This window comes from Geodermatophilus tzadiensis (assembly GCF_003002915.1).
Classification (GTDB): domain Bacteria; phylum Actinomycetota; class Actinomycetes; order Mycobacteriales; family Geodermatophilaceae; genus Geodermatophilus; species Geodermatophilus tzadiensis.
This window is the reverse complement of record NZ_PVTG01000003.1, coordinates 221401-244298: the sequence shown is the minus strand read 5'-3', so window position 1 is coordinate 244298 and position 22898 is coordinate 221401. Positions and strand designations below refer to the sequence as shown.

Annotated in this window: 22 protein-coding genes; 4 read left to right on the top strand and 18 right to left on the bottom strand. The window is 75.8% G+C overall.

Translation table 11 applies throughout. From position 1 onward, the window contains the following. Positions 1–27: 27 nt before the first annotated feature. From efp to LY71_RS06355, 14 genes are all read right to left on the bottom strand, one after another. Complete coding sequence (efp, locus tag LY71_RS06420) at positions 28–588, bottom strand: elongation factor P (RefSeq protein WP_106276115.1); 561 nt, start codon at positions 586–588, stop codon at positions 28–30. Next, positions 589–1692 (bottom strand): M24 family metallopeptidase, encoded by a 1104-nt coding sequence (locus LY71_RS06415; protein WP_106276114.1) that lies wholly within the window; start codon positions 1690–1692, stop codon positions 589–591. After that, complete coding sequence (gene aroQ, locus LY71_RS06410; RefSeq protein ID WP_106276113.1) at positions 1689–2123, bottom strand: type II 3-dehydroquinate dehydratase; 435 nt, start codon at positions 2121–2123, stop codon at positions 1689–1691. The genes LY71_RS06415 and aroQ overlap by 4 nt, the downstream gene beginning before the upstream one ends. Further along, the gene (gene aroB / locus LY71_RS06405) at positions 2120–3181 is read right to left on the bottom strand and encodes a 3-dehydroquinate synthase (RefSeq protein ID WP_106276112.1); all 1062 of its coding nucleotides are present in this window, start codon (positions 3179–3181) and stop codon (positions 2120–2122) included. The genes aroQ and aroB overlap by 4 nt, the downstream gene beginning before the upstream one ends. Then, entirely contained in the window at positions 3178–3711 is a 534-nt protein-coding gene (locus LY71_RS06400; protein ID WP_106276111.1) for a shikimate kinase, read from the bottom strand. Before LY71_RS06400 ends, aroB begins: the two co-directional genes overlap by 4 nt. Then, positions 3708–4886 carry a chorismate synthase gene (gene aroC / locus LY71_RS06395; RefSeq protein WP_106276110.1) on the bottom strand — a complete coding sequence of 393 codons (1179 nt, stop codon included), beginning with the start codon at positions 4884–4886 and terminating at the stop codon, positions 3708–3710. The genes LY71_RS06400 and aroC overlap by 4 nt, the downstream gene beginning before the upstream one ends. A gap of 87 nt (positions 4887–4973) precedes the next feature. Then, complete coding sequence (locus LY71_RS06390) at positions 4974–5501, bottom strand: prepilin peptidase (protein WP_245887712.1); 528 nt, start codon at positions 5499–5501, stop codon at positions 4974–4976. A gap of 134 nt (positions 5502–5635) precedes the next feature. After that, on the bottom strand, positions 5636–6448 hold the full coding sequence (locus LY71_RS06385; RefSeq protein ID WP_245887711.1) for a shikimate dehydrogenase: 813 nt from the start codon (positions 6446–6448) through the stop codon (positions 5636–5638). Positions 6449–6455: 7 nt separating this feature from the next. Further along, positions 6456–8198 carry an endolytic transglycosylase MltG gene (gene mltG / locus LY71_RS06380; protein WP_106276108.1) on the bottom strand — a complete coding sequence of 581 codons (1743 nt, stop codon included), beginning with the start codon at positions 8196–8198 and terminating at the stop codon, positions 6456–6458. After that, positions 8195–8854, bottom strand: coding sequence for a Holliday junction resolvase RuvX (ruvX, locus tag LY71_RS06375; RefSeq protein ID WP_211297173.1), 660 nt, complete (start codon positions 8852–8854; stop codon positions 8195–8197). The genes mltG and ruvX overlap by 4 nt, the downstream gene beginning before the upstream one ends. Positions 8855–8859: 5 nt before the next feature. Further along, on the bottom strand, positions 8860–11547 hold the full coding sequence (alaS, locus tag LY71_RS06370; RefSeq protein WP_106276107.1) for an alanine--tRNA ligase: 2688 nt from the start codon (positions 11545–11547) through the stop codon (positions 8860–8862). A gap of 76 nt (positions 11548–11623) precedes the next feature. Next, a complete protein-coding gene (locus LY71_RS06365) occupies positions 11624–11920 on the bottom strand; it encodes a hypothetical protein (RefSeq protein ID WP_091367106.1) in 297 nt (98 codons plus the stop codon). Then, the gene (locus tag LY71_RS06360; RefSeq protein ID WP_106276106.1) at positions 11920–12345 is read right to left on the bottom strand and encodes a DUF948 domain-containing protein; all 426 of its coding nucleotides are present in this window, start codon (positions 12343–12345) and stop codon (positions 11920–11922) included. The genes LY71_RS06365 and LY71_RS06360 overlap by 1 nt, the downstream gene beginning before the upstream one ends. A 74-nt stretch (positions 12346–12419) precedes the next feature. After that, complete coding sequence (locus tag LY71_RS06355) at positions 12420–13754, bottom strand: replication-associated recombination protein A (RefSeq protein ID WP_106276105.1); 1335 nt, start codon at positions 13752–13754, stop codon at positions 12420–12422. 35 nt (positions 13755–13789) lie between these two features. Between LY71_RS06355 and LY71_RS06350 the strand changes: the two genes are divergently transcribed. Then, a complete protein-coding gene (locus LY71_RS06350) occupies positions 13790–14641 on the top strand; it encodes an aldo/keto reductase (RefSeq protein WP_106276104.1) in 852 nt (283 codons plus the stop codon). Positions 14642–15759: 1118 nt separating this feature from the next. Here LY71_RS06350 and aspS read toward each other — a convergent pair. Genes aspS through LY71_RS06325 form a run of 4 tightly spaced genes read right to left on the bottom strand, consistent with a single transcriptional unit; the run spans position 15760 to position 20486 of the window. Then, positions 15760–17535, bottom strand: a complete 1776-nt coding sequence (gene aspS, locus LY71_RS06340) for an aspartate--tRNA ligase (RefSeq protein WP_106276102.1) — start codon at positions 17533–17535, stop codon at positions 15760–15762. Positions 17536–17560: 25 nt separating this feature from the next. After that, a complete protein-coding gene (locus LY71_RS06335) occupies positions 17561–18541 on the bottom strand; it encodes an aldo/keto reductase (protein WP_106276101.1) in 981 nt (326 codons plus the stop codon). Further along, a complete protein-coding gene (gene hisS / locus LY71_RS06330; protein WP_170121239.1) occupies positions 18541–19794 on the bottom strand; it encodes a histidine--tRNA ligase in 1254 nt (417 codons plus the stop codon). The genes LY71_RS06335 and hisS overlap by 1 nt, the downstream gene beginning before the upstream one ends. Positions 19795–19799: 5 nt before the next feature. Further along, positions 19800–20486, bottom strand: coding sequence for an MBL fold metallo-hydrolase (locus tag LY71_RS06325; protein ID WP_106276099.1), 687 nt, complete (start codon positions 20484–20486; stop codon positions 19800–19802). A 181-nt stretch (positions 20487–20667) separates the two neighbouring features. Between LY71_RS06325 and LY71_RS06320 the strand changes: the two genes are divergently transcribed. The 3 genes from LY71_RS06320 to LY71_RS06310 are packed head-to-tail and all read left to right on the top strand — an operon-like array spanning position 20668 to position 22897. Further along, entirely contained in the window at positions 20668–21519 is an 852-nt protein-coding gene (locus LY71_RS06320; protein ID WP_211297172.1) for a peptidylprolyl isomerase, read from the top strand. Next, positions 21516–22232: a peptidylprolyl isomerase gene (locus LY71_RS06315; protein WP_106276097.1), complete on the top strand. Its 717-nt coding sequence runs from the start codon at positions 21516–21518 to the stop codon at positions 22230–22232. Before LY71_RS06320 ends, LY71_RS06315 begins: the two co-directional genes overlap by 4 nt. Continuing rightward, entirely contained in the window at positions 22229–22897 is a 669-nt protein-coding gene (locus tag LY71_RS06310; protein ID WP_106276096.1) for a class I SAM-dependent methyltransferase, read from the top strand. Before LY71_RS06315 ends, LY71_RS06310 begins: the two co-directional genes overlap by 4 nt. Position 22898 lies beyond the last annotated feature (1 nt).

The window sequence follows — 22898 nt, the reverse complement described above, 5'->3', positions numbered from 1 at the left end:
GTCAGCGGTGCGGGACCGGGGTGGGCGTCAGTTGGCGCGGCCGAGGTACCGGCCGTCGCGGGTGTCGACCTTGAGCCTGTCGCCGGTGTTGACGAACAGCGGCACGTTGATCTGCGCGCCGGTCTCCAGGGTGGCGGGCTTGGTGCCGCCGGTGGAGCGGTCGCCCTGCAGGCCCGGGTCGGTGTGCTCGACGACGAGCTCCATGGTCACCGGGAGCTCCACGTACAGCGGCGTGCCCTCGTGGACGGCGACGACGGCCTCGGTGTTCTCCAGCAGGTAGTCCGCGCCGGAGCCCACGGTGTCGGTCGGCACGTGGATCTGGTCGAACGTCTCGCCGTCCATGAAGACGAAGTCGGTGCCGTCCTTGTACAGGTACGTCATGTTCCGCTTGTCGACGGTGGCGGTCTCGACCTTGGTGCCGGCGTTGAAGGTCTTGTCGACGACCTTGCCCGAGAGCACGTTCTTCAGCGTCGTCCGGACGAACGCGCCGCCCTTGCCGGGCTTGACGTGCTGGAACTCGGTGACGGACCACAGCTGGCCGTCGAGGTTGAGGACCATGCCGTTCTTGAGGTCGTTGGTGGTAGCCATCTAGAGGACCAGCAGTTCCTTGCTCGTGAGGGTCAACAACTCGGGCGCGTCCGCCGTGACGACGAGCGTGTCCTCGATCCGGACACCGCCGTGGCCGGGGAGGTAGACCCCTGGCTCCACGGTGACGGCCATGCCGGCGGCCAGACTACCCGCGCCCAGCGGGCCGATGCCCGGCGCCTCGTGGATCTCCAGGCCCACGCCGTGCCCCAGCCCGTGGGTGAAGTGCTCGGCGTGCCCGCCGGCGGCGATGACGTCGCGCGAGGCCGCGTCGACGGCGACGACGTCGGCGCCGACCGCCAGCGCCGCCCGCCCCGCCGCCTGGGCCTCGGCCACGAGCGCGTACACCTCCCGCTGCCAGTCGGCGGCGTGCCCGAGGACCAGCGTGCGGGTCATGTCGGAGTGGTAGCCGTCGACGGTGGCGCCGAAGTCCAGCTTGAGGAGGTCGCCGCCGCGCAGCTCGGTGCCGTCGGGCCGGTGGTGCGGGATCGCCGAGTTCGCGCCGGCGGCCACGATCGTCTCGAACGACGGCGCCTCGGCGCCCAGCGCCAGCATCCGGGCGTCGAGCTCGCGGCCGACCTGCAGCTCGGTGCGCCCGGGCCGCAGCGCCCCCTCGGCGGCCAGCTCGGCCAGCGCCCGGTCGGCCACCGCGCAGGCCCGGCGCAGCGCCTCGACCTCCGTCTCGTCCTTGACCGCGCGCAGCTCCTCGACCGCCCGGCGGACGCTGACCAGCTCGGGCACCGTCGCGCCGGCGGCGGCGTCGACGAGCACCCGCTCGAGCTGGCCGAGGCCGTCGACGGTGACCTCGTGGCTCTCGTAGCCGATCCGGCCCGCGCCGCCGCGCACCGCCTCGCGGGCGAGCCCGGCCACGGTCGCCCGGTCGACGAGCAGCTCGACGTCGGGCACCTGGGTGCCGGCCTGGGTGGTGTAGCGGCCGTCGGTGCCGAAGACGTCGGCCCCGTCGCTGCGCAGCAGCAGCGCGCCGTTGGAGCCGGTGAACCCGGTCAGGTAGCGCACGTTGAGCAGGGTGGTCACGAGGACGGCGTCCAGGCCGCGCGCGGCCGCGGTCGCCCGCAGCCGCTCCCGACGCTCGGCCGCGCGACTCATCGGGCGCCCCGCGCGGCCAGGTAGCGCAGCGCCAGCTCGTAGCCCTGCACGCCCAGCCCGGCGATGACGCCGTCGGCCACCCGCGAGACGTAGGAGTGGTGCCGGAACTCCTCGCGCCGGTGGATGTTGGTGATGTGCACCTCGACGACCGGGGCGTGCACGGCGGCCAGCGCGTCGTGCAGCACCACGGAGGTGTGCGACCAGCCGCCCGGGTTGATGATGATCGGGTCGCCGGCGTCGGTGGCCTCGTGGATCCAGCCGAGCAGCTCGCCCTCGGAGTCGGTCTGGCGCACCCGCGCGGCCACGCCGAGGGTGCGCGCGGTCTCCTCGACCAGCGCGACGAGCATCGCGTACGTCGTCGTCCCGTACTTCTCCGGCTCGCGCGTCCCGAGCCGGCCGAGGTTGGCGCCGTTGAGCACCTGGACGGTCACGCTGGGTCCTCCGAGACTGCGGCCCACGCCGCGTCGAGCCAGGCCTGGTCGGGGTCGGCGAGGATGCGCGGGTTGCCCAGGCCGTCGAGGACGACGAACCGCTGCCGCCCGTCCGAGGCCTTCTTCTTGTCCCTGCGCATCACCGCCTGCAGCGCGGCCCAGTCGCCGCGGTAGCGGGTGGGCAGGCCCATCGCCGCGACGAGCGAGCGGTGCCGGTCGACCTCGGCGGGGGTCAGCAGCCCCGCCTGCCCGGCCAGCTCGGCGGCGAACACCAGCCCGACGGCGACCGCCTCGCCGTGCCGCCAGCCGAAGTCCTCGACCCGCTCGATCGCGTGCCCGAGCGTGTGCCCGTAGTTGAGGAACTCGCGCACCCCGGTGTCGTGGAGGTCCTCCCCCACGGCCGCGGCCTTCACTGCCACGCTGCGCTCGATGAGCTCCTCGGTGTCGCGGCGGCCGGTGGGGTCGGCGGTGAGCAGGTCGAGGATGCCGGCGTCGGCGATGAGGCCGCACTTGACCACCTCGGCCATGCCGGACCGGAACTCCGCCTCCGGGAGCCCGGCGAGCACGTCGGTGTCGGCGAGCACGCCGGCCGGCGGGTGGAACGCGCCGACGAGGTTCTTGCCGGCGGCGGTGTTGATGCCGGTCTTGCCGCCGACCGCGGCGTCGACCATGCCGAGCACGCTGGTGGGCACCTGCACCACGCGGACGCCGCGCAGCCAGGTGGCCGCGACGAACCCGGCGAGGTCGGTGACCGCTCCCCCGCCGACGCCCACGACGGCGTCGGAGCGGGTGAGCCCGAGCCGGCCGAGCTCGTCCCACACGCGGGCCGCGACCTCGGCGGTCTTGGCCGCCTCCCCGTCGGGGACGACGACGGCCTCGGCGGCGACCCCGGCGGTCTGCAGCGTCTCGACGGCGGCCCCGGCGAGCGCGGCCAGCGGCGGGGCGTGCACGACGGCGGCCCGCGCGGTGCCGGCCAGCAGGAGGGCGAGCTTGGCCTGCGCGCCGGGGCCGATCACGACCTCGTAGGGCTGCTCCCCGGCGACGGTCACCCGCCTCACGCGTCGGCCCCGGCGGGCAGCGCGGCCAGCACCTCGGCGACGACGTCCTGCGGGTCGCGGCCGCCGGTGGGCACCACCACGGTGGCCACCTCGGCGTAGAGCGGCGCCCGATGCTCGAGCAGGGTGCGCAGCATCGCCCGCGGGTTGACCCCGAGGATCGGGCGGTCACGGGCGAGCCCGGCGCGGCGGGCCGCCGAGGGCAGGTCGACGTCGAGGTGGACGACGGTGCCGCCGGCCCGGCCGTAGGCCACCAGCAGTGCCCGGCTGCCCGCGCTGAGCACCGCGCCGCCGCCGAGGGCCAGCACGCCGTCGTGCTCGGCCAGCGCCCGGGCCACCGCCTGCTCCTCCAGTGCGCGGAAGTGCGGCTCGCCGGAGCTGACGAACAGGTCGGCGACGGTGGTGCCGGCGGCGGCCTCGACGTCGGCGTCGGTGTCGCGGAAGGGCAGGCCCAGGGCGGCCGCGACCGCCGTCCCGACGGTGGTCTTGCCCGACGCGGGCGGGCCGACGAGGACCAGCAGCGGCGCGCTCACCGGTACGGGAGGGCGTCGAGGTAGGCCTGGGCGTTGCGGCGGGTCTCGGCCACCGAGTCGCCGCCGAACTTCTCCAGCGCGGCGTCGGCGAGGGTGAGGGCGACCATCGCCTCCATCACCACCGACCCGCGGGGCACCGCGCAGGCGTCGCTGCGCTGGTTGATGGCCACGGCGGCGTCCCCGGTGGCGACGTCGACGGTGGCCAGCGCGCGCGGCACGGTGGAGATCGGCTTCATCGCGGCGCGCACCCGCAGCACCTCGCCGTTGGTCATGCCGCCCTCGATGCCACCGGCGCGGTCGGTGACCCGCCGGAGCCGGCCGTCGGTGCTGACGATCTCGTCGTGGGCGACCGAGCCGCGGCGGCGGGCGGTCTCCAGGCCGTCGCCGACCTCGACCGCCTTGACCGACTGCACGCCCATGAGCGCGGCGGCCAGGCGGGAGTCGAGCCGGCGGTCCCAGTGCACGTGGCTGCCCAGGCCCGGCGGCAGGCCGTGGACGACGACCTCGACGACCCCGCCGAGGGTGTCGCCGTTCTTCCGGGCGTCGTCGACCTCGGCCACCATCACCTCGCTGGTGGCCGGGTCGGCGCAGCGCACCGGGTCCTCGTCGATGCGCGGGTTGTCCTGCGGGCCGGGCAGCACGCCGTCGGGGACGGTGACCGGGCCGATGCCCACGACGTGGCTGACCACCTCGACGCCCAGCGCCTGGCGGAGGAACGCCTTGGCGACCGCGCCGAGGGCGACGCGGGCGGCGGTCTCGCGGGCACTGGCGCGCTCGAGCACCGGGCGGGCGTCGTCGAAGCCGTACTTCTGCATGCCGGCGAGGTCGGCGTGGCCGGGACGCGGGCGGGTCAGCGGGGCGTTGCGCGCCTGGCCGGCGAGCACCTCCGGGTCGACCGGGTCGGCGGCCATGACCGTCTGCCACTTGGGCCACTCGGTGTTGCCGACCTGCACCGCGATCGGCCCGCCCTGGGTGAGCCCGTGCCGGACGCCGCCGGTGAGGGTGACGGTGTCCTGCTCGAAGGACATCCGGGCACCGCGGCCGTGGCCGAGACGGCGGCGGGCGAGGTCGACGTCGAGGTCGGCGGTCTGCACCTGCACGCCGGCGGGCAGCCCCTCGAGGATGGCGGTGAGCTGCTGGCCGTGCGACTCACCGGCGGTCAGCCAGCGCAACATGCCGAGGATTGTGCCAGCCGACCCTGCGGCGACCGCCCGCGGCGGGGGCCGCCACGATCAGGTCACCTGATCATCGCGCGGCGGTCCTCACCCCAGCGGGCCCTCGATCAGCAGGGCGAGGACCGCACCGAGCAGCAGCGGCGGGCCGAAGGGCAGGGCGGTGCGCCACCCGGCCCGGCGGGACGCCACCAGGACCAGCGAGACCACCGCGCCACTGAGCAGGCCGAGGAAGACGCCGGCCAGCAGCACGCCCCACCCGGCCCAGCCGAGCACCAGCCCCAGGAGCGCGAGCAGCTTGACGTCGCCGAGGCCGAGACCCGACGGGGCGGCCAGCGCGGCCAGGAGCGCGACGCCCCCGGCCGCGGCCGCGGCGAGCAGCGCCCGCAGCAGCGCCGGCCAGGTGCCGAGGACGGCGGCGTCGGCCAGCAGCGCGGCGGCGCAGACGGCGGCGGCCGGGACGGTGACCCGGTCGGGCAGCCGGTGGACGGCGAGGTCGACCTGCGCCAGGACGACGGCGGCCGCGGCGGCCCAGCCCAGCGCCAGCGTCGCCGGGCGGGCGCCGGTGAGCAGCACCGCCCCGCACAGCAGCACGGCGAGGACCACGGCGCTGAGCACGGCCCGGGCCCGGCCGGACCGCGCGGCGGGGTCCCGGGCGGCGAGGCGGACGGCGGTTCGGGCGAGCAGCGGGCCGGCCGCGGCCGCGACCAGCAGCGCGGCCGCGAGCAGGACCGCGGGCGGGACGGTCGGGGTCAGCGGGCGTCCAGCGCGGCCCGCATCGCGCCGATCGGCGCCGGCTGCCCGGTCAGCAGCTCCACCTGCACGGTGGCCTGCCAGAACAGCACCTCGATGCCGCTGATCACCGCGGTCCCGGCGGCGTGCGCCCGCTCGGCCAGCGGCGTGGGCCACGGCGCGTAGAGGACGTCGAGCAGCGTCTGCCCCGCCCGCCACTCCAACCGGGCGAGGTCGGGGTGCGCGCCGATGGGCACCGTACTGACCACCACCGGCGCCTCGACCGGCCCGGCCGCCAGCGGCGCGACGGCGGCCTCCACCCCGAGCGCGCCGAGCACCCGGACGACGTCGGCGGCGCGGTCGGGCGCCCGGACGAGGACGTCGACGTGCTCGGCGCCGAGCTCGGCCAGCGCCACGGCCGCCGCGGCCGCCGTCCCCCCGGCGCCGACGATCGCCGCGTGCGCGACCCGCTCGACGCCGCCGGTCTGCAGCGCCATGCCGACGCCGTGGACGTCGGTGTTCTCCGCCCGCCAGCCCTCGCCGGTGTGCACGAGGGTGTTGGCCGCACCGAGCAGCCGCGGCAGCGGGTCGACGGTGTCGGCGACCGCGACCGCCGCCTGCTTGCACGGCATGGTCACCGAGAACCCGCGCCACTCCGGGCCCAGGCCGGCCAGCAGCACGGGCAGGTCCTCGGGGCCGAGGTCGAGCCGGTCGTAGGTCCAGCCGGTCAGGCCGAGGGCGGCGTAGGCCGCGCGGTGCAGCAGCGGCGACAGGGAGTGCGCGACCGGGCGGCCGAGGACGGCCGCCCGGCCGGGCAGGTCCGGATCGGGCACCGGCCGGTCAGCCACCGCACCCGAGGCCGGCATCGGCGCACCGCTGCCGCGCGGCCTGGAACTGCGCGTAGTCGGCGGTGAAGAAGTGCCGGCCGTCCTCGGACTCGAGCACGTAGTAGAGGAAGTCCCCGGCGCTCGGCGCCAGCGCCGCCTCCAGGCTGGCCTCGCCCGGCGAGCTGATCGGGGTCGGCGGCAGCCCGGCCCGCGTGCGGGTGTTGTAGGGGCTGTCGGTCTGCAGGTCGGTGACGGTGAGGTCGTTGCCGTTCTTCTGCAGGCCGTACGCCAGCGTGGCGTCGATGCCGAGCGGGATGCCCTGCGCGAGCCGGTTGTAGACGACCTGCGCCACGTTCGCCCGCTCCTCGTCCAGGCGGGTCTCCGACTGGATCATCGAGGCGACGACGACCACGTCGTACACCGAGCGGCCCGACGCGGCGGCCCGCTGCTCGAGCTGCAGGTCGGTGGCGACCTCGGTGAACCGGCCGACCATGCCGCGCAGCACGTCGGTGGGGGTGTCGCCGGGCTCGACGTCGTAGGTGGCCGGGAAGAGGAAGCCCTCGAGCTGGCCGTTGGCGTAGGCCGGCAGGCCCAGCGCGGCGGTGTCGGCAGCGGCCGCCTGCACCTCCTCGACCGGCAGGCCGGTGGCCTCGGCGACCCGCTGCAGGGTGGCGCTGAGGGTGAAGCCCTCGGGCACGGTGACCCGCGAGACGAGCCGGCTCTCCGGGTCGAGCAGCAGGTCCAGCGCCGCCTGGCCGCTCATCTGCGCGCGCAGCGAGTAGACGCCGGGCTGGATGCCCATCGAGGCGGGGTCGGCCTCGGCGGCCTCCACGAACGGCTCGGCGGAGGCGATGACGTCCTGGTCGACCAGCGTGCGGGCGATGTCGCTGAGGGTGTCGCCGCCGCCGATGCGGACCTCGACGGTGCCGGTGCCCGCGCCTGCGTAGTCCTGCGCCTCGGGGTTGACCAGGCCGATGAGCGCCCGCCCGCCGAGGACGATGCCGGCGACGAGGCCGGCGAGGACCAGCAGCACGAGCACGTTGACCAGCGGGGCCCGCCGGCGGCGCCCGTTCCGCGTGCCGCGCCGGCTGCCGCCGTGGTCGTCGGCGTGCCCGGTGAGGTGGGCGGCGAGCGGGTCGTCGTGGTGCTCGTCGTGCGGGTGCCCGTCGTCGTGGTACTCGTCGTGGGACCCGTCGTCGTGCGCGTCGCGGGCGGCGGCCCGGCGGGCCCGGCGCCCGCGGCGCCGGCGTTCCTCGGGCCGGCCGCCGCCGACGACGTCGAGGCCGCCGGTGGCGTCCTCGTCGTCCCAGGGCTCGTCGTGGTCGGCGTGCGCGTCGGTGGCCCGCGGCGCCTGCGCGGGGGCGTCGACGGCCTCGATGTGCGCGGTGTCGGCGTGCCCGCCGTCGTCGATGTGCGCGGTGTCGCCCTCGGAGCGGCGGGGCAGCTTGGACCAGGCCCCCGGCGGGCGCGGCGGGAGGCCGGGCGCCGGCGACGGCGAGCGCTGCCCGCCGGGCAGCGGGCCGGTGCGGTCGTCACCGTCGCTGGGAGCGGAGTGCCGGCCGCTGAGCGACGGGGAGCGGTCGAGCAGCCCGGCCCCGCGCCCGGACTGGCCGGGCACCGGTCCCAGGGGCAGCTGCGTCGTGCGCGGGACGTCGGCGGCCCGGTTGCCGTACCAGGCGCCGGCCTGACCGGTGGCGCCGAGGACGTCGGATCCCGCGTGCCGGCCCCGCCCGTACGGCGGGACCGGACCGTTCACGAGCGCCCCCGCTGGGCGTCCAGATAGGCCTGGAGGATGACCACGGCGGCGGCCTGGTCGATCACGGGGCGCTGGGCACGGCTGTCGAGCCCGTTCGCGCGCAGGGAACTGGCTGCGGTCACGGTGGAGAGCCTCTCGTCGACGAGGTGCACGGGCACGCTGCCGATGCGCCCGGCGAGTGACCGAGAGTAGGCACGCGCCTCCCGTGCGGAGGCGCCCGACGCACCCGAGAGGTGCCTCGGCTCCCCCACGATCACCTCTGTCACCTCGTGCTCCACCACGAGCGCGGCGATCCGGTCGAGGTCGCCGCCGTCACGGCGGCGCTCGACGGTCTCCAGCGGGCTGGCCAGCGTGCCGGTCGGGTCCGACAGCGCGACGCCGATCCGCACCGTGCCGACGTCGATGCCCAGCCGCCGTCCCTGGCGGGTCCGCCGCGGGGGCAGCGGCAGACCGGCGGGCAGGCCCTGGGAGAGGTCGATCTCGGTGGTCTCGTTGGACACCGGCGGGAACCCCGCGCGCAGGTCGATCTGCTCGGTCGGGTGGTGCACCGGCTGCTGCGGCGGCGTCCGCCGCGGGCGCGACGGCGGCACCGCCGGACGGCCCTGCTGGCGCCGCTCGCTCACGTCGCCGGTCTCGTCGGGGCGCTGCTCGGGCACTCCGGTCACCTCCCTGCGGCGGTCGCGACCGCCTGTTCGCCCGCCTGGAGAGCGGCGGGGATGCCGCTGGCGTCCGTGCCGCCGCCCTGCGCGACGTCGGCCTTGCCGCCGCCGCGGCCGCCCACCAGCGGGGTGACCGTCTTCACCAGGTCCCCCGCCGAGAGACCGCGCGCCTGCGCGGCCGGGGTCAGTGCGGCGACCACAGCCACCTTGCCCCCGGCCTCCGAGGCGAGCAAGACGACACCCGGGCGCTCGCCCAGCCGCCCGCGGACGTCGAGGGCCAGGGTGCGCAGGTCGCCGCCGGCCAGCCCCGCGGGCGCGGCGGTGACGACGGCGACGCCGTCGACGTCGCGGGCGTCGGCGGCCAGCTGCCCGGCCGCCGCCTTCGTCTGGGCGGCGCGCAGCTCGGCGATCTCGCGGTCGGTCTCGCGCAGCCGGGACAGGATGCCGCCGACCCGGTCGAGCAGGCCGTCGGTGGGCGACTTGAGCAGCTCGCCGAGCTGGCGGACCAGGTCGCGCTCGCGGGCCAGGTAGCGGAAGCCCTCCAGGCCGACGACGGCCTCCACGCGGCGTGACCCCGACCCGACCGACGACTCGCCGGTCAGCGCCAGCGTGCCGATCTGCGCCGATCCCGCGACGTGCGTGCCACCACAGAGCTCGCGCGACCACGGCCCGCCGATCTCCACGACGCGCACCTGCTCGCCGTAGGTCTCGCCGAACAGCGCCAGCGCCCCGATGGCCTGCGCCTCGGGCAGCGTCATGTAGCGGGCGCTGACCCGGTGGTCGGCGCGGACGGCGGCGTTGGCGACGTCCTCGACGTCGGCGCGCTGCTGGTGGGTGAGCGCGCCCTGCCAGGCGAAGTCCAGCCGCAGGTAGCCGGGGCGGTTGTAGGAGCCGGACTGCAGCGCCTGCGGGCCGAGCACCTGGCGGAGCGCCGCGTGCACGACGTGGGTGCCCGAGTGCGCCTGGCAGGCCGACAGCCGCCACTCGCGGTCGACCTCGGCGGCCAGCTCCGCGCCCTGCGCCAGCGCCCCCTCGAGCACCCGCACCTGGTGCACGACCAGCCCCTTGACCGGGCGCTGCACGTCGAGCACCTCGGCGCGGCCGCCGTCCCAGGTCAGCGTGCCGGCGTCGGCCACCTGGCCGCCGGACTCGGCGTAGAACGGCGTGCGGTCGAGGACGACGCGCACGATCTCGCCCGCCCGGGCCTCGGCCGCGCCGCCGTCCTCGCCGTCGAGCTCGGACACGACGCCCAGCACGCGGGAGTCGGTGCGCAGGGTGTCGTAGGCCCGCCAGTCGGTGGGACCGTGCTCGGCGAGCAGCCGGCGGTAGGCCAGGACGTCGACCGAGCCGGTGCGCTTGGCGCGGGCGTCGGCGCGGGCCCGGTCGCGCTGCTGCTGCATGAGCGCGCGGAAGCCCGCCTCGTCGACGGTCACGCCCTGCTCGGCGGCCATCTCGAGGGTGACGTCGATGGGGAACCCGTAGGTGTCGTGCAGCGAGAAGGCCTGCTCGCCGGACAGCGCGGGGGTGCCGGCGGCCTTGGCCTCGCGGACGGCGGTGTCGAACAGCGCCGTCCCCGAGGACAGCGTGCGGCGGAACGCCTCCTCCTCGGCGTAGGCGACCGCGGCGATCCGGTCGAAGTCGGTGGCCAGCTCCGGGTAGCTGGCGCTCATCGCGTCGCGGGACACCGGCAGCAACTCGGGCAGCGTGGCGGTGTCGACGCCGAGCAGCCGCATGGACCGGACGGCGCGGCGCAGCAGCCGGCGCAGGATGTAGCCGCGGCCCTCGTTGCCGGGGGTGACGCCGTCGCCGATGAGCATCAGGCCGCTGCGGACGTGGTCGGCGACCACGCGCAGCCGCACGTCGGCCTCGTGGTCCTTGCCGTACGTCACCCCGGCGAGCTCGGCGCCGCGGCGCAGCACCGGGGCCACCTCGTCGATCTCGTACATGTTGTCGACGCCCTGCAGCAGGTAGGCCACCCGCTCCAGGCCCATGCCGGTGTCGATGTTCTTCTTCGGCAGCTCGCCGACGACCCGGAAGTCCTCCTTGCTCCGGACGTCGGTGAGCTCGTACTGCATGAAGACGAGGTTCCAGATCTCGAGGAACCGGTCGCCGGCGGTGTCGACCAGCGGGCCGCCGTCCGGGCCGAACTCCGGGCCGCGGTCGAAGTAGATCTCCGAGCACGGGCCACCGGGGCCGTCGGCGCCGGTGTGCCAGTAGTTGTCCTTCTTGCCCAGCCGCTGGATGCGGTCCTTCGGCAGCCCGGCGATGCGGTGCCAGGCGTCGGCGGCCTCGTCGTCGTCGAGGTAGACGGTCACCCAGATCCGGTCGGGGTCGAAGCCCAGCCCGCCGTCGGCCACCGCTCCGGTCACCAGCTCCCAGGCGTGCTGGACGGCGCCGTCCTTGAAGTAGTCGCCGAAGGAGAAGTTGCCGTTCATCTGGAAGAACGTGCCGTGCCGGGTGGTCTTGCCCACCTCCTCGATGTCGAGGGTGCGCACGCACTTCTGCACGCTGGTGGCCCGCGGGAAGGGCGCGGGCTCACGGCCGGTGAGGTACGGGATGAAGGGCACCATCCCGGCGACGGTGAACAGCAGCGAGGGGTCGGGCGAGACCAGCGAGGCGCTGGGGACGACGGTGTGGCCGCGCTGCTCGAAGTGCTGCAGGAAGCGGCGGCGGATCTCGGCGGTCTGCATCAGTGCTCGGGTCTCCTGCGGGCGGTGGCGGCGGCGCGGTCGGCGCGCGGTCGCCGGGAGGTCAGCGGTCGGCGGGTCAGGCGCCGTGCCGCCCGGTGCGCCCGGGGAGCATCCCCCCGGGCAGCTGTGCCTGGTCGCGCTCGGGCAGCGGCGCGTCGAGGCCGGTGCCGCTGCGCAGCTCCTCCTCGCGGGCCGCGGCGGCGGCGCGGACGTCGGCACCGAAGTCGCCGATGGCGTCGGCGAGGTCGCGCAGGCCCTCGGCGATCGAGGCGCCGATCCCGGCCGGCGTCATCCGCTCGGCGGCGCGGGACACCTTGCGGACGACGAGGGCGCCGATGGTGATGCCCATGGCCAGCCAGAACAGCCGGCGCATCAGGCGGCCCGCCGGGCGGCACGGCGCTCGCGGCGCGCGGTCTTGTCACGGGCGGCGGCCTCGGCGATGGCCTGGCCCTCGCGGCGCTTCCTGGTCGCGCTGCGCACGCCGTAGCTGAACGCCGCGACCTTGATCAGCGGGCTGCCGACGGTGGCGGCCACGACGCTGGTCAGGGCCGCGACGTTGCTCGACACGTTGGCCGCGTTGCCGGTGATGTCGTCGACCCGCTCGAGGTTGCTGTTGACCTGGGCGATCGTGGTCTGGGCCTGGCCCAGGATCGGCTGGCTCTGCTCGCGCACCTGCCGGATGGTCAGCGTGGTCTCGTCCAGCGTCCGCCCCAGCTTGAGCAGCGGGACGGCCAGCAGCACCACCAGCAGCACCAGCGCCAGGGCGGCGATCAGTCCGGCCCACTCTCCTGCGGACACGCGGCGTCTCCTCGTCTCGTCGTGCGACCGGTCGGCACGACCGGCGTGGTCACAGTAGTCGCGGCCCTCCGCGGTCAGCGGACGCGCCGGAGGATGGCCCGCAGCTTCGCCAGCCGCGCCCCGATCCCGGCCTCCGCGCCCCGGCCGGTGGGCCGGTAGTAGTCGCGCCCGACCAGCGCGTCGGGCGGGTACTGCTGCGGCACGATCCCCTCGGGCGCGTCGTGCGGGTACACGTAGGTCTTCCCGTGGCCGAGCTTCTCCGCCCCCGCGTAGTGCGCGTCGCGCAACCCCGGGGGCACCGGCCCGGCCAGGCCCGAGCGCACGTCGGCCACCGACTCGCCGATCGCCACGGTGACCGCGTTGGACTTCGGTGCGGTGGCCAGGTGGACGACGGCCTGCGCCAGCGGGAAGTGCCCCTCGGGCATGCCGATGAAGGCGACCGCGTCGGCCGCGGCGACCGCCGTCTGCAGCGCCGTGGGGTCGGCCATCCCGATGTCCTCGCTCGCCGCGATCACCAGCCGCCGCGCGATGAAGCGCGGGTCCTCCCCCGCCACGACCATCCGCGCCAGGTAGTGCAGCGCGGCGTCGACGTCGCTGCCGCGGATCGACTTGATCAGCGCGCTGGCGACGTCGTAGTGCGCGTCGCCCTGCCGGTCGTAGCGGACGGCGGCCTGCGCGACCGCCGTCTCCAGGGTGACGAGGTCGATCTCGGCCGCCCCGGCCGCGCGGGCGGCGCCGGCGCCGGACTCCAGCGCGGTCAGCGCCTTGCGGGCGTCGCCGCCGGCGACCCGGACCAGGTGCTCCTCGGCCTCGGCGGAGAGCGTCACCGCGCCGGCCAGGCCGCGCTCGCTGGTCAGCGCCCGGCGCAGGACCGCGCGGACGTCGTCGTCGGACAGTGGCTGCAGGGCCAGGACCAGCGAGCGCGAGAGCAGCGGGCCGACCACGGAGAAGAAGGGGTTCTCGGTGGTGGCGGCGATCAGGCTGACGATCCGGTCCTCGACGGCCGACAGCAGCGAGTCCTGCTGGGTCTTGGAGAACCGGTGCACCTCGTCGATGAACAGCACCGTGCGCCGTCCGGCGTAGGTGAGCTCCCGCTTGGCGCTCGAGATGACCGCGCGGACCTCCTTGACGCCCGCGTCGAGCGCCGACAGCTGCACGAACTGCCGCTTGGTGGCCAGCGAGATGACGTGCGCCAGCGTCGTCTTGCCGGTGCCCGGGGGGCCGTAGAGGACCAGCGACATCGGCTCGTCGGCCTCGACCAGGCGGCGCAGCGGCGCCCGGGGGCCGAGCAGGTGCGACTGGCCGACGACCTCGTCGAGCGAGTGCGGGCGCATCCGCACCGCCAGCGGCGAGCCCGGGTCGACGGCCTCGCCGCCGGCCTCCACCGGCTCGTCGAACAGGGACGTCACGGGTAGCGACGCTACCCGCGGGGCACGACAGCCCCGTGCAGCAGCGACGCATCGGAGACCGTCCCGTCAGCGCCATCGGGCTCGGGGCGATGCCCCTGTCCACCAAGACCGACCGGCCGTCCCGCGAGGACGCCGTCGCCACCGTGCACGCCGCGCTGGACGCCGGCGTCACCCTGATCGACACCGCCGACGCGTACGCCGCCGACGAGTCGGAGTTCGGGCACAACGAGTCGCTCGTGGCCGAGGCGCTGGCCTCCTACGGCGCCTCGGACGTGCTGGTGGCGACCAAGGGCGGGCACACCCGCCAGGGCAGCGACTGGCTGCTCGACGGGTCGCCGGCCCACCTGCGGCGGGCCTGCGAGGCCTCGTTGCGGCGGCTGGGCGTGGACGCCATCGGGCTCTACCAGTTCCACCGGCCCGACCCGGGCACGCCCTGGGCGGACTCGATGGGCGCCCTGCGGCAGCTCGCCGACGACGGCCTGGTGCAGATGGTGGGCATCTCCAACGCCGACGTCGCGCAGATCGACGTCGCCCGCTCGATCGTGGGCCCGGCGCTGGCGAGCGTGCAGAACCAGTTCTCGCCCGGCTGGCGCTTCTCCGCCGACGAGGTGGCGCACTGCGCGGCGCACGGGCTGGCGTTCCTCCCGTGGAGCCCGTTCGGCGGGGTGTCGGCGGCCGGGTCGCTGGACGCGACCGCGCCGGCCTTCGCGGAGGTGGCCGCGGAGCTCGGCGTCTCGGTGTACCGGGTGACGCTGGCCTGGCACCTGGCCCAGGCCGACGTCGTCGTGCCGATCCCCGGTGCCTCGCGGCCGGCGTCCATCCAGGACTCCGCCGCCGCGGCGGACCTGGAGCTGAGCGCCGAGCAGCTGGCCCGCCTCGACGGCTGACGCCCTCCGGCCGCCGAGTGGGCAGTAGCGGTCGCCGACACGGTCGAGCACGCCGGTTACAGCGGCAGCAACTGCTCACTCGGCGGCCGGTGTCCACCGGGCGCCACGCCGTCCACGGACGTCGACGCCGCGACCACCGCAGCCGCGGGCGCCCGCAGGGTCGCCGGGTGGCCCACGAACTGGCACCCGTCTACACCCGGCAGCAGGGCCGCGAGGCCGGGCTGACCCGCGCGCAGCTCCGGGACGACGGCATCCGGGTCACCCGGGGCGCCTACGTCTCGCGGTCGGTCCCCCTGTCCCTGCACACCGCGTGCCGCGCCGTCCTGCCGGTCCTGCCCGCTGGCGCTGCCTTCTCGCACCGGACCGCCGCGGGGCTCCTGGGTGCACCCGTCCGGCACGACTGGCCGCTCGAGGTCTGCCTGCCTCCGGGCGCCTACCGTCCGCGGCGGCGGAGGCTGCGGGTGCACGTGCGCGACCTGCTGCCCGCGGACCTGACCCGGCAGGAGGGGCTGCCGGTCACCGGCGGTGCGCAGACGTGGCTCGACCTGGCGGCCGTCCTCCCGGCGCCCGACCTGGTCGCGATCGGGGACGCGCTGTCGCGGGCGGGGCACCTCGACCCCGAGGGGCTGACCCACCGCCTGGCGCGGGCGGACGGCGTGCGGGGCGTCGTCCGGGCCCGGGAGTGGGCACCGCTGCTGACGGCGGAGTCGATGTCCCGCGCGGAGAGCGTCGTCCGCTGTGTGCTGATCGCGGGCGGTCTCCCTCACCCTGTACCTCAGGTCGAGATCCGCGACCGGCGCGGCCGGGTCGTCGCGCAGCGACCTGGGGTGGCCGCGGTGGCGGGTCGCGATCGAGTACGAGGGCCGGCAGCACGCCGACCCCGACCGGTTCGGCCGGGACGTCGACCGCTACTCACTCATGGCGGCCGACGGGTGGCTCGTCGTCCGCTACGCCGCCGTGCACCTGCGCCGGCCGGAGGTCGTCGTGGACCGCGCGGCGCGGGCGCTGGGCAGCCGCGGCGCCACCTGGTGAGCGCGAGTGAGCAGTCGTGGTCGTCGACACGCGACGACACGCCGCGGCGAGCGACCACGACTGCTCAGTCGGTGGAAGGCGAACCCTCAGCCGGTCGGGTCGGAGGGACCCGGCGCGCCGGGCTGACCGGGCAGCGGCGGCTCCTCGGCCACCGCGTCGATGCCGGCCTCCTTGCGCTGCGCGTCGGTGATCGGCGTCGGCGCCCCGGTCAGCGGGTCGTAGCCGGCCCCGGTCTTCGGGAACGCGATCACCTCGCGGATCGAGTCGACGCCGGCCAGCAGCGCGGTCAGCCGGTCCCAGCCCAGCGCGGCGCCGGCGTGCGGCGGCGGGCCGTAGGCGAACGCCTCGAGGAAGAAGCCGAACCGCTCGCGGGCCTCCTCGCGCGACATGCCGAGGGTCTCGAACACCCGCTCCTGCAGCTCGGGGTCGGCGATCCGGACCGAGCCGCTGGCCAGCTCGTTGCCGTTGACCACCAGGTCGTAGGCGTCCGACAGCGCGCCGGCCTTGTCCTCGGCGAAGCGGTCGCGCCACTCGGGGGTGGGCGAGGTGAAGGGGTGGTGCATGAACGTCCAGTCGCCGTCCTCGGTCTCCTCGAACATCGGGAAGTCGACGACGAACAGGAACGACCACGACCCCGGCGCGATGAGCTCCAGCCGCCGGGCGATCTCGTTGCGCGCCGCGCCGAGCAGCTCCTGCGACGACCGGCGCGGACCGGCCGCGAAGAACACGCAGTCGCCGGGCGAGGCGCCCACGGCCTCGACCAGCCCGGCACGCTCGGCGTCGGAGATGTTCTTGGCCACGGGCCCGCCGAGGGTGCCGTCCTCGGCGACCGTCACGTAGGCCAGGCCGCGGTAGCCGCGCGAGCGGGCCCAGTCCTGCCACGCGTCGAACGCCCGCCGCGGCTGCGCCCCGCCGCCGGGCATGACCACCGCGCCGACGTAGGGCGCCTGGAACACCCGGAACGGCGTGTCGGCGAAGTAGGCGGTCAGCTCGGTCAGCTCGATGCCGAAGCGGAGGTCGGGCTTGTCCGACCCGAAGCGGTCCATCGCCTCGCGGTAGGTCATCCGCGGGATCTCGGGCACCTCGTAGGAGGCCAGCTCCGACCACAGCGCGCGGACGACGTCCTCCACGATGGCCAGGACGTCGTCGCGCTCGACGAAGCTCATCTCGAAGTCGAGCTGGGTGAACTCCGGCTGCCGGTCGGCGCGGAAGTCCTCGTCCCGGAAGCAGCGGGCGATCTGGTAGTAGCGCTCCAGGCCACCGATCATCAGCAGCTGCTTGAACAGCTGCGGCGACTGCGGCAGCGCGTACCACTTCCCCGGCTGCAGCCGCACCGGCACGAGGAAGTCGCGCGCGCCCTCGGGCGTGGAGCGGGTGAGGTCCGGCGTCTCGACCTCGGTGAAGCCGTGGCGCGCCATGACCCCGCGGGCGACCCGGTTGACCTCGCTGCGCAGCCGCAGGATCCGGGCCGGGCCCTGCCGGCGCAGGTCGAGGTAGCGGTACTTGTAGCGGACGTCGTCGCTGGCGGCCTGGTCGGTCTCGATCGGGAACGGCAGCGGCGCGGCCGGCGAGAGCACCCGCAGCTCGGTGGCGGCCACCTCGATCTCACCCGTCGGCAGCTCCGGGTTCTCGTTGCCCGCCGGCCGCTGCCGCACCTCCCCGGTCACCAGCACGCAGAACTCGTTGCGGAGGGAGTGCGCCTCCTCCTCGCGGACGACGACCTGGACGTAGCCCGAGGCGTCGCGCAGGTCGACGAAGACGACGCCGCCGTGGTCGCGCCGGCGGGCCACCCAGCCGGCGAGGGTGACGGGAGAACCGGCGTCGGACGCGCGCAACGTGCCGGCGTCGTGGGTGCGGAGCACTAGAGGGCCTTTCGCAGGGGGAGGGTCACCAGCGGTCGTGCACGTGCTGCCGGATGCGCTCGTCGTAGAGCCGCTCGAGGTCGGCGAGCTCGGCGTCGGAAAGCGGCGGGAGGCCGGCGGCCTCGACGTTGCTCCGCACCTGGCCGACCCGGCTGGCGCCCGGGATGACCGACGTGACGCCGGGCTGCTGGACGACCCACCGCAGGGCCACCGCCGCCGGCGCCCGGTCCCCCGCGATCTCGACGAACTCGCGGGCCGCGGCGACGCCGACGTCGTAGGGCACGCCGGCGAAGGTCTCGCCGACGTCGAAGGCCTCGCCCTGGCGGTTGTAGTTCCGGTGGTCGTCGGCGCCGAACGTCGTCGACTCGGTGAAGCGGCCCGACAGCAGGCCGCTGGCCAGCGGCACCCGCGCCAGGACGCCGACGCCGCGCTCGGCGGCGGCCGGCAGCAGCTGCTCCAGCGGCTTGCGGCGGAAGACGTTCAGGATCACCTGGATCGACTGCACGCCGGGGTGCTCGAGGGCGGTGAGCCCCTCGGCGACGGTCTCCACCGAGACGCCGTAGGCCGCGATCGCCTGCTCCTCGACGAGGGCGTCCAGCGCGTCGTACACCCGCTGGTCGGAGTAGACGGCCGTCGGCGGGCAGTGCAGCTGCACCAGGTCGAGGGTGTCGACGCCGAGGTTGCGCCGCGACCGGTCGATCCAGGCCCGCAGGTTCTCGGGGGTGTACTGCGCGGCCTCGAACGGGTCGGCCCGGCGGCCGGCCTTGGTGGCCACGAACGGCCGCTCCGACCGGGTGGCCAGCGCCGTGCGGATCCGCTCCTCGCTGCGCCCGTCGCCGTAGACGTCGGCGGTGTCGAGCAGGGTCACCCCGGCGTCGAGGGCGGCGTCGAGCACGCCGGCCGCGGTCTCCTCGTCGACCTCGCCCCAGTCACCGCCCAGCTGCCAGGTGCCCAGGCCGACGACGGAGACCTCCGCGCCGGTCCGTCCGAGGGGTCGGGTCTCCATCACGCAGTCACCACGTCCTTCAGCGCCTGGAACAGCTCACCCACGGGGACGGCGCGCTGCTCCCCCGTGCGCAGGTCCTTGAGCTGGCCGACGCCGTCGGCCAGGTCCCGCTCGCCGACGACCACCGCGTGCGTCGCACCCGAGCGGTCGGCCGCCTTCATCGCGCCCTTGAGCCGCAGGTCGCCGTAGACGGTGTCGGCCGACACGCCGGCCGCGCGGAGCTGTCCGACCAGCCGCACCGCCAGCCGCTTGGCCTCCGCCCCCAGCGGCACGACGAACGCCTGCACACCGGCGGACGCGGCGACGTCGAGCCCCTCGGCCTGCACCGCCAGCAGCGTCCGGTCGACGCCGACGGCGTACCCGATGCCGGAGACGTCGGGCCCGCCGAGCGCGGCCGAGAGCCCGTCGTAGCGGCCGCCGCCGCCGATCGCGGACTGGGCGCCGAGGCCGTGGTGCACGAACTCGAAGGTGGTCTTGGTGTAGTAGTCCAGCCCGCGCACCAGCCGCGGCGCCTCGGTCCAGGTCACGCCGAGGTCGGTGAGGTGCTGGCGGACGGCGTCGTAGTGCGCCCTGGTGGAGTCCGACAGGTGGTCGACCATGAGCGGCGCGTCGTCGAGCTGGGCCTGCACCTCCGGGCGCTTGTCGTCGAGCACCCGCAGCGGGTTGATCTCCGCCCGGCGGCGCGTCTCCTCGTCGAGGTCGAGCTTCTCCAGGTGGGCGACGAGCAGCTCGCGGTACTGCGGGCGGCAGGTGGCGTCGCCCAGCGAGGTGAGCAGCAGCTCGAAGTCGGTCAGCCCCAGGTCGCGGAACCCCTGCACGCCCAGGGCCACCACCTCGGCGTCCAGCGCCGGGTCGTCGACGCCGAGGGCCTCCATGTCGACCTGGGTGAAGTGCCGGTAGCGCCCCGCCTGCGGCCGCTCGTAGCGGAAGGCCGAGCCCACGGTCCACAGCTTCACCGGGAGCGCGCCGGTGTGCAGCCGGTGCTCGATGAACGCGCGCACCAGCCCGGCGGTGAGCTCGGGGCGCAGCGTCAGCGACCGGCCGCCGCGGTCGTCGAAGGTGTACATCTCCTTGGTGACGACGTCGGTGGACTCACCCACGCCGCGGGAGAAGACCTCGGTGTGCTCGAACACCGGCGTCTCGACGTAGCCGTAGCCGGCCCGCCGCAGCGGTGCGGTGAGCGTGTCGCGGACGGCGAGGAAGCGCGCCGAGTCCGGGGGCAGGACGTCGAAGGCGCCCTTCGGGGCGGTCATCCCGCTCACAGCCCCCGCCCCCTCGGGGCCGCCGCGCCGGCCTCGGCCAGGTAGGGGTTGGTCGCCCGCTCGCGGCCGATCGTGGTGGCCGGGCCGTGGCCGGGCAGCACGACCGTGGCGTCGTCCAGCGGCAGCACGACGTCGCGCAGCGAGGCGAGCATCGCCTCCCAGGACCCGCCGGGCAGGTCCACCCGGCCCACCGACCCGGCGAAGAGCACGTCGCCGGCCAGCAGCCCGGGGGCCTCCCCCAGGTCGAGGGAGAACACGACCGAACCCTGCGTGTGCCCGGGCGCGTGCCGCACGGTCAGCTCCACGCCGGCCAGCGACAGCACGGCGCCGTCGTCGAGCGGGCGCACCTCCGACGGGTCGGGCAGCGCGACCCCGCTGATCAGCGGCGCGAGCGCCGGGCCGTGCCAGCGCGCCGGGTCGGCGAGCATCCCGTGGTCGTCGGGGTGCAGGTAGGCGGGGATGTCGTACCCCTCGCACACCGGCAGCACGGAGAAGGTGTGGTCGAGGTGGCCGTGGGTGAGGACGACGGCGACCGGCTTGAGGCCGTCCTCGGCCAGCATGCGGGCCAGCGGCTCGACCGCGTCCATCCCGGGGTCGACGACGACGCACTCCGACCGGGGCCCGGAGGCGACGGCGTAGCAGTTGGTGCCGAAGGCGCCGGCCGGGAACGAGCGGATGAGCACCCGTGCAGGTTACGCGGGTGATCTCACGCCCCTCCGGTCCGGCGACCGGGCCGGCTCAGGGAGCGCACCTACACTCGCGGCCGAGCAGCGGGGCACCGCGCGGCGCGCCCGGGACCGGGCAGCGGCGCCGCAGGGAGGCAGGCCCCGCCGAGCAGCCGCCCGTCCGAGGAGTGTCCGTCCCGTGCCGACCAACAAGCAGCGCCGCGTCGCCGCGCAGCGCCGTCTGCAGCGCCAGCTCGAGCGCCGCGCCGAGCTCGCCCGCAGGCGCCGCCGCAACCTGCTCGTCGTGGTGACCGTCCTCGCCGTGGTCCTGGTGGCCGGGGCGGTGGCGCTGGTCGCGGGCCTGGGCGGGGACGACGACCCCGGCGCCGCGGCCGCCTCGAGCAGCAGCACCAGCGCCGCCGCGGAGGCCACCGCGGCCCCGGCCACCACGAACGCCGACGGCACGGTCGGCTGCACCTACGTCCCCGACACGTCGGGCAACAGCAACCTGGTCGAGGCCGGCACCCCGCCCGACCCGGCCGCCACGCCGGCCACCGGCACCGTCTCGCTGCTGATGAGCACCTCACAGGGCGAGATCCCGCTGACCCTCGACCGGGCGAAGGCGCCGTGCGCGGCCGCCAGCTTCGCCTACCTGGCCCAGCAGCGGTTCTTCGACGGCAGCCCCTGCCACCGCGAGGTGAACGCGGAGAGCTTCGGCGTGCTGCAGTGCGGCGACCCGACCGGCACCGGCCAGGGCGGCCCGACGTACAAGTTCGCCGAGGAGGTCACCCCGGAGACCACCTACCCGCGCGGCACGATCGCGATGGCCAACAGCGGCTCCCCCGGTTCCACCGGCAGCCAGTTCTTCCTCGTGTTCACCGACTCGCAGCTCCCGCCGGACTACACGGTGGTGGGCACCGTCGACGAGGCCGGCCTGGCCGTGCTCGACACCATCGCCGCGGCGGGCAACGACGGCTCGTTCGAGCCCAGCCCCGGCGGCGGCGCCCCGAACCTGCCGGTCACCATCGACTCGATGACCGTCGTCGCGTGAGCCGCCGGCGCGCGGCCGGGCTGGCCGCCGCGCTGCTGTCGCTGGCGGCGTGCGGCGGCACGGTGTCCGGCGGGGCGAGCCCCACGGCGGAGGCCGGCGGCGGCGCCGCCGGCGGGGGCGGCACGGCGGGGTCGACGGCGGCCTGCGACTGGGTGGCCGCGCGCTCGGGCAACCCCTACGCCGTCGAGGTGCCTCCGCCTCCGGACGAGGTGCCCGCCGAGGGCACCGCGGCGCTGCGGGTGGGCACCAGCCTCGGCGAGCTGACGCTCACCCTCGACCGCGCGGGCGCCCCGTGCGCGGCGGCGAGCATGCTGCACCTGGCCGCGGAGGGCTTCTTCGACGGGTCGGCCTGCCACCGCGAGGTCGACAGCGAGGGCCTGCAGGTGCTCCAGTGCGGCGACCCCACCGGCACCGGCGCGGGCGGGCCCACCTACGCCTTCCCCACCGACGTCGACGGCGACGAGACCTACCCCCGGGGGACGGTGGCGATGGCCAACAGCGGGCAGGGCCTCGACGGCAGCCAGTTCTTCCTCGTGTGGGGCGACAGCCTCCTGCCGCCGGACTACACCGTCGTCGGCACGGTCGACGACGCCGGGCTGGCGGTGCTCGACCAGGTCGCGGCCAACGGCAACGACGGCTCGCTGGACCCCAGCCCGGGCGGCGGGGCCCCCACGGTCCCGGTGACCCTGACGTCGGTGACCCCGGTCCCGTGAGCGACCCCGACCCGTACGCCGGCTCCCACGAGGACCCCTACGCCGGCTTCCCGAGGGGCTTCTTCGACCGCGACGACGAGTCCCCGGACCCGCTCTTCTACGGCCCGCCGCGGCTGGTCACCCACATCGACGACGCCGCGATCGCCGCCGTCGGCGAGCTCTACGCCGAGCTCGGCATCGACGGGGCCGCCCCGGGGCCCCGCCGCGTGCTCGACCTCATGTCCTCGTGGGTCTCGCACTTCCGCACCCCGCCGGCCGAGCTGGTCGTGCTGGGCCTCAACGCCGAGGAGCTGGCCGCCAACCCGGCGGCCACCGAGCGGCTGGTGCACGACCTCAACGCCGACCCCCGGCTGCCGCTGCCCGACGACGACGTCGACGCCGCCGTCTGCTGCGTGTCGATCGACTACCTGACCCGCCCCGTCGAGGTGCTGGCCGAGGTCGGCCGGGTGCTGCGCCCCGGTGGCCCGCTGGCGGTCACCTTCAGCAACCGCTGCTTCCCCACCAAGGCCGTCCGCGGCTGGCTGTACACCGACGACGTGCAGCACGGGGCGATCGTCGCCGAGCTGGTGCGCCGCACCGGCCGGTTCACCGAGCCCGAGGTCTCGCTCCGCACCCGCCCGGGCGCCGGCGACCCGCTGTACGCGGTGGTGGCCCGGGCCCGCTGAG